Source organism: Kitasatospora sp. MY 5-36 (assembly GCF_001182915.1).
In the GTDB taxonomy this organism is placed as follows: Bacteria; Actinomycetota; Actinomycetes; order Streptomycetales; family Streptomycetaceae; genus Kitasatospora.
Genome location: NZ_LFVW01000418.1, coordinates 1 through 10,280, shown reverse-complemented (window position 1 = coordinate 10,280; position 10,280 = coordinate 1). Strand labels below are relative to the sequence as shown.

Below are 10,280 nucleotides of genomic sequence, written 5' to 3'. Positions count from 1 at the left end.
CCCAGTCGCGCCGCGCGGCCGCGCTGTTCGCGGCGCAGGGCACGGCCAGCGTGGTGCTGGACTGCGAGTCCGGCCCGGTCCGCCTGGGCCTGGCCCGCACCCTGGCCGGGCTGCTCGGCGGCACCGCCGTCAGCCTGGACGAGCTGCGCGCCGAGGGCGTGGCCTCGCTCGTCCGCGAGAACCGCGCCGCGGACCGCTCCGCGAACCGTTCGACCACTTCGATGCGAAAGGCGGCCTGAGCCGACATGCCCAAGGGAGTCCCCGAGAGCGTCCCCGACGACGGCCTGACGACCCGTCAGCGCCGCACGCTGCCGATCACCGCCGTGCACACCGGCCCCGGCAAGGGCAAGTCCACGGCCGCGTTCGGCATGGCGCTGCGGGCCTGGAACCAGGGCTGGCCGGTCGGGGTGTTCCAGTTCGTGAAGTCCGCCAAGTGGAAGGTCGGCGAGGAGAACGCGCTGCGCGTCCTCGGCGCCTCCGGCGAGGGCGGCACCGTCGACTGGCACAAGATGGGCTCCGGCTGGTCCTGGATCCAGCGCTCCGCCGAGCAGGAGATGTCCAGCGAGGAGGCGGCCAAGGAGGGCTGGGAGCAGGTCAAGCGCGACCTCGCGGCCGAGACCTACCGCTTCTACGTGCTCGACGAGTTCACCTACCCGATGCACTGGGGGTGGGTCGACCCGGACGAGGTGGTCGCCGTGCTCAAGGACCGCCCGGGCAGCCAGCACGTCGTCATCACCGGCCGGTACGCGCCCGAGGCGCTGACCGGCTTCGCCGACCTGGTCACCGAGATGACCAAGGTCAAGCACCCCATGGACGCCGGCCGCAAGGGCCAGCGCGGTATCGAGTGGTAGACCGTTGAGCAACATCCCCCGCCTCGTCGTCGCCGCGCCCTCCTCGGGCGCCGGCAAGACCACCGTCGCCACCGGCCTGATCGCGGCGCTCGCCGCGCGCGGGCTGGCGGTGTCGCCGCACAAGGTCGGCCCCGACTACATCGACCCGGGCTACCACGCGCTCGCCGCCGGGCGCCCGGGCCGCAACCTGGACGCCTTCATGTGCGGGCCGGAGCGGATCGCGCCGCTGTTCCTGCACGGCGCGGCGGGGGCGGACGTCGCCGTCGTCGAGGGGGTCATGGGCCTGTTCGACGGGGCCTCCGGGCGCGGCGAACTGGCCTCCACGGCGCACGTCGCCAAGCTGCTGCGGGCGCCGGTGGTGCTGGTCGTGGACGGCTCCTCGCAGTCCCGCTCGGTGGCCGCGCTGGTGCACGGATTCGCCTCCTGGGACCCGCAGGTGCGGCTCGCCGGGGTGATCCTCAACCGGGTCGCCTCCGACCGGCACGAGCACCTGCTGCGCGAGGCCCTGGAGGAGGGCTCCGGCGTGCCGGTGCTGGGCGCGCTGCGCCGCTCGACGGCGGTCGCCACACCCTCCCGCCACCTCGGGCTGATCCCGGCGGTGGAACGCTCGGCGGAGGCCCTCCGGGCGGTCGCCGACATGGGTGAACTGGTCGCCTCCTCGGTCGACTTGGACGCCCTGCTCGAACTCGCCCGGACGGCACCGGAGTTGGACGCCGAACCCTGGGACCCGTCGGCCGAGGTCACCCCGGTGGCCGGCCGGCCCCGGATCGCGGTGGCGGGCGGCGCGGCCTTCTCCTTCTCGTACGCCGAGAACGCCGAACTGCTCGGCGCGGCGGGCGCGGAGGTGGTCCCGTTCGACCCGCTGCACGCTTCCTCGCTGCCCGCCGGGACGGCCGGCCTGGTCATCGGCGGCGGCTTCCCCGAGCTGTACGTCCGCGAGCTGAGCGGCAACGCCCCGCTGCGCGCCGCCATCGCCGCGTTCGCCGCCGCGGGCGGTCCGGTCGCCGCCGAGTGCGCCGGACTGCTCTACCTGGGACGGGAGTTGGACGGCCTGCCGATGTGCGGCGTGCTGCCCGCCGACGCCCGGATGACCGAACGCCTCACCCTCGGCTACCGGGAGGCGGTCGCCCTGCACGACTCCCCGCTGGCCCCGGCCGGCACCAGGCTGCGCGGCCACGAGTTCCACCGCACGGTCTGCGAGCCCGGCGCGGGCGAACTCCCCGCCTGGGGCTGGCGCCTGCCGACCGGCCCCCGCACCGAGGGCTTCGCGAGCGGCAACGTGCACGCCTCCTACCTGCACCTGCACTGGGCGGGCGCACCGGCGGTGGCCGCCTCCTTCACCGCCGCGGCGGCGGCCTTCGCGGCGGGGGCGGCGTAGTCCGGGGCTTCGGCGGTGGGGGGCGGCGTTGATGGGGGCGGCGTTGATGGGGGGCGGTCGGGGCCGTGCGGTCCACGGCCGCACCCCTGTGGCACCCCCGGGATAACGCCGCGACGTCGCGGGGTGTGCGGCCGTAGGCTCCGCGCATGCATGTGATCGTTCTCAACGGCGGGTCCAGCTCCGGCAAGTCGAGCATCGCCCTGCGCCTGCAGGAGCTGCTGCCGGACCCCTGGCTGCACCTCGGCGCGGACACCATGGTCGAGGCGCTGCCGCCGTCACTGCGCACCGGCGGCGAGGGCATCGGCGGGCTGGAGGACGGGGACGGGACGGTCGAGGTCGGCCCGGTCTTCGCCACCCTGGACGCCGCCTGGACGCTCGGGGTCGCGGCGATGGCCCGGGCCGGGGCCCGGATCGTGGTGGACGAGGTGTTCCTCGGCGGCGCCGCCTCGCAGGCCCGGTGGCGGTCGGCGCTGGAGGGCCTGGACGTGCTCTGGGTCGGGGTGCGCTGCGATCCGGCGGTGGCCGCGAAGCGGGAGGCCGCCCGCGGCGACCGGGCGGCCGGGATGGCCGCCGCGCAGGCCTCGCTGGTGCACGAGGGCGTCACGTACGACCTGGTCGTCGACACCTCGCGGGCCTCGGTGGACGACTGCGCCCGGCTCGTCGCCGGGCGGGCAACCTCTGGCGGCTGAGGCCGCACTCTCCCTTCCGGAGCCACCGGCGCCGGGCCCGTCGCCGCCGCTACAGCGCGAGGGTCTGCCAGCCCCGGGTGATCTGGTCGTGGACGGCCGCCGGGTCCGGCGCCGTCGGCTGGGCCGCCGCCAGCGCCGCCAGCAGGGCCGTGCCGTCCGCCGGGCGCTGCTCGGGGGCCATGGCCAGCGCGCGGGTGACGACGGCGGCGAGCGCCGGGTCGAGGGCCTGGACCGCCGCCAGCGCCGCGGGTTCGGGCCCGGTCTCCACGATCCGGCGGATCACCGCTCCCGTGTTGGTCGCCGCGAACGGGCTGGCGCCGTGCGCCGCGCACACCACGCAGCACGCCCAGGCCCACACGTCGGCCGCCGTACCGACCCGCTCCTCGCCGAACTGCTCCGGCGCCATGTACGTCAGGGTGCCCGGCCCGCCGCCGGTGGCGGTCAGCCGGGTGCCGTCCACGATCGCCGCGATGCCGAAGTCCAGCAGGCGCGGACCGGCCGTGGTCAGCATGATGTTGGCGGGCTTGAGGTCCCGGTGGACGAGCCCCAGCCGGTGCACCCCGGACAGCGCCACGGCCAGCGCCAGCGCGAGGGCGCGCAGCGCCTCGGCGGAGCGGATCGGCCCCTGCTCGCGCAGGTGGGCGTCCAGCGGGCGGCCGTCCAGCAACTCCATGGCCAGGTAGGGGCGTCCGGAGTCCACGCCGGTGTCGAGCACCCGGGCGGTGTAGGCGCCGGGGACCATCGCCAGCACCTCGGACTCGCGCTGGAAGCGGCGCAACAGGTCGGCGTCGTCGAGGAGTTCGAGGTTGATGGTCTTGAGCGCGACCTGGGTGGCGGAGCCCTGGCGCTGGGCGAGGTAGACCGTGCCCATGCCGCCGGAGCCGATCCGGCCGAGGAGCTGGTAGCCGCCGATCGTACGGGGCTCGTGAGCACCGAGGGGGCTGCCGACGGGCGGCCTCGGCAGCACCGGCGGGGCGGCCGGGGCAGCCGGCACCGGAGGGGCGGGCTGCGCGAACTGCGTGGGGACGTACGGGGCCTGAGGCGGGGCGTACGGCGTCTGCGGCGGGACGTACGGCGCCTGCGCCGGCGCGGTGGGCACGTACGGGTACGGCGACGCCGGGAGCACCTGGACCGCCTGGGCGGTCTGGGCGGCCTGGGCCGCTCGGGCCTCTTCGGCGCGCACCGCCTCCGCGCCGACCGGCCTGGCCCGGCGGCTCGCCGCCACCGCGACGGCCTGGAACACCAGCGCGGCGACGATCAGCCCGACCGGCAGGAGGAACACGGCGAGCACCGCGCGGAGGGCGAGCAGGCCGGCGATCTGGGCCCGGGTCCGACCGGCCCGCCACAGCCGAGGCGGCATGCCGACGGTCCACAGGTTGCGCTGGGTCAGGCACCAGAGCAGCAGCCAGAGCAGCAGGCAGACGACGAAGGAGGTGATGTACCAGGTCCGTGCCGAGTGGAGGGGCAGGTGCGAGACGATCGTGAGGTACCGCGCGTTGTAGACGTCGAACGACCGCCCCAGCCCCTCGAAGAGGACGCTGCTCCAGGCGCGCAGGACGGCCAGCACTCCCACGGCGGTCAGCAGACCCACCGTCAGTTCGCCGATCGTCGCGCCGGTGCCGCCCCGCGTACCTCCGGCCGGGTCCGCGCCGGCGGCCGCCAATGCCCGGCGGCGCGTTGCCGCTTGGGCACGGACCAGCACCGGCAGCGTCGCCAGCCGCACCAGCAGCGCCACCCCGACCACCACCAGTACCGCGACGTCGAGCGTGTTCAGCATTTCTTCCCCCTGCCTGATCGGGCAGAGGGAGTATAGGCGGGCGCCCCCGGGCCCCGGCCCTGCCGGGTCCCACCGGTCCCACCGGTCCTACCGGCTCCTACCGGTCGAGCAGCACGGCGAGGTAGCGGTCGATCTCCTCGCGCAGGTCCTCCGGCATCGGCACGTGCCAGTGCCCGCTGCCGGCCGTGGCGTTGAACAGCACGCCGTCGCACCAGCGGATCAACCGGCGGGCGTCCCCCGTGGGGTCGCCCGAGCCGGAGGCGGCGAGCAGCTCGGCGGCGCGCTGGGCGAAGCGCGCGCCCAGGCGGTCGTAGAGGGTGCGCAGTTCGGGCCTGCGGGTGGCCTCCAGGGCGAGTTCCAGGCGGGCCAGGGTGAGCCGGCGGCCCTCCGTGAGCGCCCGGAAGAGCACCTCGGCGCCGACCTCGGCCAGCAGTTCGCGCGGCGGGACGGCGGCCCGCGGCAGTTCGCCCTCGGCGAGGACCGGGAAGTCTGCGGTCTCCCGCTCGACGATCCGGGTGAGCACGAGCTCCAGCAGGGCGGCCCTGGTCCGGGCGAGGTTGGAGGTCGAGCCGGCGGGCAGGCCGGACGCGTCGTCCACGGCGCGGTGGGTGAGCCCGCGCAGGCCGGCGTCGGCGATCAGGTCGATGGCGGCGTCGGCGATCAGGGTCGGGCGCGGGGGTGTCATGGGTCCGATCATGGCCTTTCCACTCGGGCTCCCCCAACTCACTACAGCCGTAGTTTACGGCTCACTACACATGTAGTAGCGTGCCGGACATCGGACACTACACCTGTAGTGCCCGGGTCGCGCGAGAAGAGGAGCCCCCTCATGGGCCTGCACCAGGCGATCGTCATCGGCGGCGGCATCGGCGGCCTCACCGCCGCCCTCGCCCTCCACCGGCAGGGCATCCCCGTACGCGTCCACGAACGCGCCGAATCCCTCGAACCCGTCGGCGCCGGGCTCGCCCTCGCCCCCAATGCCCTGCGCTCCCTCGACCGGCTCGGCGTCGGCGCGCGCCTGCGCGCCCTCGCCGCCCCGCACCCCGCCGTCGGGCTGCGCCACCCCTCCGGCCGCTGGCTCGCCCGCCTCGACACCACGGCCTTCGAGGCCTGCTTCGGCGACACCATCGCCGCCGTCGCCCGCGCCGCCGTCATCGCCGCCCTGGTCGACGCGCTCCCGGAGGACACCGTCCACACCGGCTCGCCCGCCACCCTCGTCACCCCCGGCAGCGCCACCGAGCCCGCCGTCCTGCGCACCGCCGACGGGGAGGAGACCGCCGACCTGGTCGTCGCCGCCGACGGCATCCGCTCCGCGACCCGGGCCCTGCTCTTCCCCCGCCACCCCGGCCCCCGCTACAGCGGCTTCACCACCTGGCGCGCCGTCGTCACCCCCGACCGCCGCCCGGCCGCCGTCGGCGAGGTGTGGGGCCGCGGCCGACTCGCCGGAGTCGTCCCGCTCGCCGACGGCCGGGTCTACGTCTACGGCGCCGCCCTCGCCCCGGCCGGCGAGCGGGCCGCCGACGGGGACGAACGGGCCGAACTCCTGCGCCGGTTCGGCGACTGGTGCGCCCCCGTACCGCAGCTGTTCGCCCTGGCCGAGCCCGAACGCGTCCTGCGCCACGACGTCTGGGACCTCGCCGACCCGCTGCCCGCCCACCACCGCGGCCGGGTCGCCCTCCTCGGCGACGCCGCCCACGCGATGTGCCCCTTCCAGGGCCAGGGCGCCTGCCAGGCCATCGAGGACGCCGTCGTCCTCGCCTCCCTGCTCACCCCCGCCGCCGACCCGGCCGCCGCCCTGCCCGCCTACACCGCCGCCCGGCTCCCCCGCACCACCGCCGTCGTCGCCGCCTCCCGCCGCATCGGCGACCTCGTCGCCCTCCGCTCCCCCGCCGCCACCCTCCTGCGCGACACCGCCCTCACCCTCACCGGCCTCCTCCCCGCCCGCACCCTGCTGAACCGCTCGGCCGCGACCTTCAACTGGCAGCCGCCGACCCTGGGCCGAGCGGGGTGAGGGGATCTGCCGCCCCGACTGCGGGGCGGGCGCAGGCGACACACAGAGAGCCGTTGGCTCCGCCTGGAGCCAACGGTCCACAAGACCCCTGGGCGAATGACAGCTCGGGAGAGGCTGTCGAATTCGATCCTCAAGCGCCAACCTCCTACCCGTCCAACACAGTTGGCAAGCTCCCCGGGGTGTGGTGGGGTGAGCCGGTACGGTCGGCGGGTTCCGGCACCGTGCCACCTTGGGGCAGCTTCGGGCACTTCCCCGCAACGCACCCGGGCCCTGGTCTCGTGCCGCCGTTCGTCAGCGCTGGCGAGGAGGCTCCATGCTGGACACACTGGTGACGACGGCGGCCGGGGCGCTTTCAGCCACGGCAGGTGTACTGGTCGGCGGCATCGTCACGCGCCGCGCCCAGGACCGGCACTGGTCCCGGGACCAGCAGCTCGCCGCATACCGGGAACTACTGGGCCACTACGCCGGGTTCACAATGGAACTCAGGCGCGCACACGGTGAACGGCGTGGCTGGGACTACGACTGGGGCGCATGGAGTGCGGCCCTGATGCACGCGAGCCTGATCGCACCCAGGGAAGTCGCCGCCGAGATCGACGAGTTCGGCCGTGCCGTCGAGACCTTCCTCGATCAGGTGGCTCGTAGCCGCGACCCACGAACCGATCCGCTGTCTCCGGACGAGTTCGAGCAGGCTCGGCGGTCGACGACTGCGGCACAGGTCAGGCTGGTCAACGTCATTCGGCGGTCGGTGAGCGGGGACCGGCACGGGATCCCCTTCCCCATCGGCGGGTAGCGGCCCGTGTCGGTGGCGGTTGCGATGATGCGCGCCATGGATGACTCCGGCCGCCGCGCCATTGCCGAGTACTGGGACGCGGCCGCCGCGACCTTCGACGAGGAGCCCGACCACGGGTTGCGGGCGGGGCCGGTGCGGGCGGCGTGGCTTCGGCGGGTGCGGGGGTGCCGGGCGGGGCGGCGGACGTGCTGGACGTCGGGTGCGGCACCGGGTCGCTGTCGCTGCTGCTCGCGGCGGACGGGCACCGGGTGACGGGCGTGGACCTGGCGCCGCGGATGGTCGGGCGGGCCCGGGCGAAGCTGGTCGCGGCGGGCCTGACGGCGCGGTTCCTGGTGGGCGACGCGGGCGCGCCGCCGCTCGGGGACGAGAGCTTCGACGTCCTGCTGTCGCGGCACCTGGTCTGGACGCTCCCCGAGCCCGAGCGGGCGCTGCGCGCCTGGGTGCGGCTGCTGCGGCCGGGCGGCCGGCTGGTCCTGGTCGAGGGCCGCTGGCGGGAGACCGGGCAGGCCACCGTTTCGCCGTACCCGGCCGGGGCGGGGCCGCTGCCGTGGGGCGGCGGGGTCGGGGCGGAGGAACTCGCGGCGGCCGTACGGCCGTTGATCTCCGAGCTGCGGGTCGAGCCGCTCGGCGGGGAGGCCGAGCTGTGGGGCGGCCCGGTGGACGACGAGCGGTACGCGCTGGTCGCGCGCCGTTGAGTGGCCCGCCGGGTGCCCAGGTCAGACGGGCTGGCCGAAGGTGCCAGTGAGCGGGTCGGAGTGGTGGCAGGCGGCGCAGCGCAGCCGGGTGTAGATCGCCACCGCGCCCATGAAGACGTCCTCGCGCCCGTCGGCCGGGGACGTGGAGGCGGCGGGTTCCCCGCAGTCCAGGCAGACCCGGCGGGGGCGGGCGGCGATCGAGCAGGCGCGGCAGATCAGGTGGGTCGGGTGTTCCGCGTGCACGACGACGGGCTGCGGCCCGCCGTACAGCAGGTGGTCGCACCAGGTGCAGGACTCGTCCCGCTGCGACGCCAGCATCCGGGCGCGGGTCTCCTGCTGCCACTTCGCCGCCTCCTGCAGCGGCACCTTGACCGGCGGCCCCCACCCGGAGGCGGTCAGCCACTGGGCACCCTCGGTGCCGGCGGCCCGCAGCTGGTCGCCGACGGCGATGTCCCTGGGGGTCTTCTCTTTCATCGGGGCCTCTCCTCCGGTGGGCTTCCGCAGGGGATAACGCCGCCGGGACACCGCTGGACACGCCGCCCGCGCCCGCCCTTGGAGGCACCGGCCCGGCTCAGAGGAGCGGCTCGGTGTCCCCGTGCGCGATGAGGAGCTTGCGCAGCAGGGCGTCGAGCCGGTTGCGCTCGTCCGCGTCGAGGGCCGAGAGGATGCGCTCCTCGTTGCGGACGTGACCGGCCAGGGCCCCGTCGATCAGTTCCTTGCCGGCCGGGGTGAGGCGGACCAGGACGGCCCGGCGGTCGGTCGGGCAGGGGTTGCGCTCGACCAGTCCCTTGGCGGACAGCCGGTCGACCCGGTTGGTGATGGCCCCGGAGGTGACCATCGCGGACTTGAGCAGCGCGCGGGCGTTGAGCTCGTACGGCTCGCCGGAGCGGCGCAGGGTGGCCAGCACGTCGAACTCGGAGGAGTCCAGGCCGCAGGCGGTGAAGTACTCGCGCAGGGCGTTGTCGACCCGGACGTTGAGCCGTCGCAGCCGGCCGATCAGGGCCATCGGCCCGGCGTCCAGCTCGGGGCGGGCCCGGGCCCACTGCTCGACGATGTCGTCCACGGTGTCGCGCTGGTGCATGCCCGCCGCCCTTCCGGAGCCGTCTGTCCGTAGCCGTCCAGTGTCCACTGCCCACCCGACGTAGATATCTTAACATTCACATACTTGACGTTCGCGGATCCCCGGCGTAGAAATTATCTCAACGTTCAGATAATCAACGTTCAGGGGGACGTCATGGCCGTCATGGACCGCAAGCGCGCGGGGATCGCCGCCACCGCCGCACTCGCCCCGGCCGCGTGGGGCACCACCTACCTCGTCACCACCCAGCTGCTGCCCGACGGCCGCCCGCTGCTGCTCGCCGCGCTCCGCGCACTCCCGGCCGGACTGCTCCTGCTGCTGATCGGCCGCCGACTTCCCAAGGGGCGTTGGTGGGGGCGCGCGGCCGTGCTCGGGATGCTCAACATCGGGCTGTTCTTCCCGCTGATGTTCGTCGGCGCCTACCGCCTGCCCGGCGGCGTCGCCGCCACCATCGGGGCGATCCAGCCGCTGCTCGTCGCCGGGTTCTCGATCGGCGTGCTGCGGGTGCGACCCGGACGGCGGGCGGTGATCGCCGGACTGGTCGGGGTCGGCGGAGTGGCCCTGCTGGTGCTCAAGAGCGGCGCCCGGCTGGACGGCGTCGGCATCGCCTCGATGGTCGCCGGGATCTCGCTGATGGCCATGGGCACCGTCCTCACCCGCCGCTGGGGCCGCCCCGAGGGCGCCACCCTGCTCGACCTCACCGGCTGGCAGCTCCTGGCCGGCTCGGTCTTCCTCGTCCCGCTCGCCGCCCTGGTCGAGGGCGCACCGCCCGCCCTGAGCGCCGCCAACCTGGCCGGCTTCGCCTACCTCGGCCTGTTCGGCACCGCGCTCGCCTACTCCCTCTGGTTCCGCGGCATCGAGCACCTCGGCGCCGGCCCGGCCTCCTTCCTCGGCCTGATCAACCCGGTCGTCGCCACCCTCGGCGGCCTCCTCGTCCTCGGCCAGACCCTCACCCCCTGGCAGGTCCTCGGCCTCCTCCTCGCCCTCGCCGCCATGCTCGTCGGCCAGGCCCCC

General features: G+C 75.2%; 10 protein-coding genes and 2 pseudogenes. 8 read left to right on the top strand and 4 right to left on the bottom strand.

Annotation, left to right across the window (positions count from 1 at the left end; translation table 11 throughout):
- The 4 genes and pseudogenes from AE652_RS25110 to cpt all read left to right on the top strand — a co-directional run.
- Positions 1 to 239, top strand: a pseudogene (locus tag AE652_RS25110) (magnesium chelatase); the annotation flags it as partial.
- A gap of 6 nt (positions 240 to 245) precedes the next feature.
- On the top strand, positions 246 to 851 hold the full coding sequence (gene cobO, locus AE652_RS25105) for a cob(I)yrinic acid a,c-diamide adenosyltransferase (protein ID WP_049655361.1): 606 nt from the start codon (positions 246 to 248) through the stop codon (positions 849 to 851).
- A 4-nt stretch (positions 852 to 855) separates the two neighbouring features.
- Complete coding sequence (locus tag AE652_RS25100) at positions 856 to 2,229, top strand: cobyrinate a,c-diamide synthase (protein ID WP_049655359.1); 1,374 nt, start codon at positions 856 to 858, stop codon at positions 2,227 to 2,229.
- Positions 2,230 to 2,381: 152 nt separating this feature from the next.
- A complete protein-coding gene (gene cpt / locus AE652_RS25095) occupies positions 2,382 to 2,918 on the top strand; it encodes a chloramphenicol phosphotransferase CPT (RefSeq protein ID WP_049655356.1) in 537 nt (178 codons plus the stop codon).
- Positions 2,919 to 2,967: 49 nt separating this feature from the next.
- Here the strand turns inward: cpt and AE652_RS25090 are convergent, their stop codons facing one another.
- Complete coding sequence (locus tag AE652_RS25090) at positions 2,968 to 4,695, bottom strand: serine/threonine-protein kinase (RefSeq protein WP_049655353.1); 1,728 nt, start codon at positions 4,693 to 4,695, stop codon at positions 2,968 to 2,970.
- 97 nt (positions 4,696 to 4,792) lie between these two features.
- Positions 4,793 to 5,380 (bottom strand): TetR/AcrR family transcriptional regulator, encoded by a 588-nt coding sequence (locus AE652_RS25085; protein WP_049655369.1) that lies wholly within the window; start codon positions 5,378 to 5,380, stop codon positions 4,793 to 4,795.
- Between the two features lie 141 nt (positions 5,381 to 5,521).
- Here AE652_RS25085 and AE652_RS25080 point away from each other — a divergent pair, with 141 nt between their 5' ends.
- From AE652_RS25080 to AE652_RS25070, 3 genes and pseudogenes are all read left to right on the top strand, one after another.
- Positions 5,522 to 6,703 carry an FAD-dependent monooxygenase gene (locus AE652_RS25080; protein ID WP_049655351.1) on the top strand — a complete coding sequence of 394 codons (1,182 nt, stop codon included), beginning with the start codon at positions 5,522 to 5,524 and terminating at the stop codon, positions 6,701 to 6,703.
- A gap of 313 nt (positions 6,704 to 7,016) precedes the next feature.
- A complete protein-coding gene (locus tag AE652_RS25075) occupies positions 7,017 to 7,493 on the top strand; it encodes a hypothetical protein (RefSeq protein WP_049655348.1) in 477 nt (158 codons plus the stop codon).
- A 27-nt stretch (positions 7,494 to 7,520) separates the two neighbouring features.
- Positions 7,521 to 8,188 (top strand): annotated as a pseudogene (locus tag AE652_RS25070) (class I SAM-dependent methyltransferase).
- Positions 8,189 to 8,209: 21 nt separating this feature from the next.
- Here the strand turns inward: AE652_RS25070 and AE652_RS25065 are convergent.
- Positions 8,210 to 8,662, bottom strand: coding sequence for a hypothetical protein (locus tag AE652_RS25065; protein WP_049655346.1), 453 nt, complete (start codon positions 8,660 to 8,662; stop codon positions 8,210 to 8,212).
- 97 nt (positions 8,663 to 8,759) lie between these two features.
- Positions 8,760 to 9,269, bottom strand: coding sequence for a MarR family winged helix-turn-helix transcriptional regulator (locus tag AE652_RS25060; RefSeq protein ID WP_049655344.1), 510 nt, complete (start codon positions 9,267 to 9,269; stop codon positions 8,760 to 8,762).
- 153 nt (positions 9,270 to 9,422) lie between these two features.
- Between AE652_RS25060 and AE652_RS25055 the strand changes: the two genes are divergently transcribed.
- The coding region (locus AE652_RS25055; RefSeq protein WP_063780259.1) for an EamA family transporter at positions 9,423 to 10,280 on the top strand (858 nt) is incomplete at its 3' end.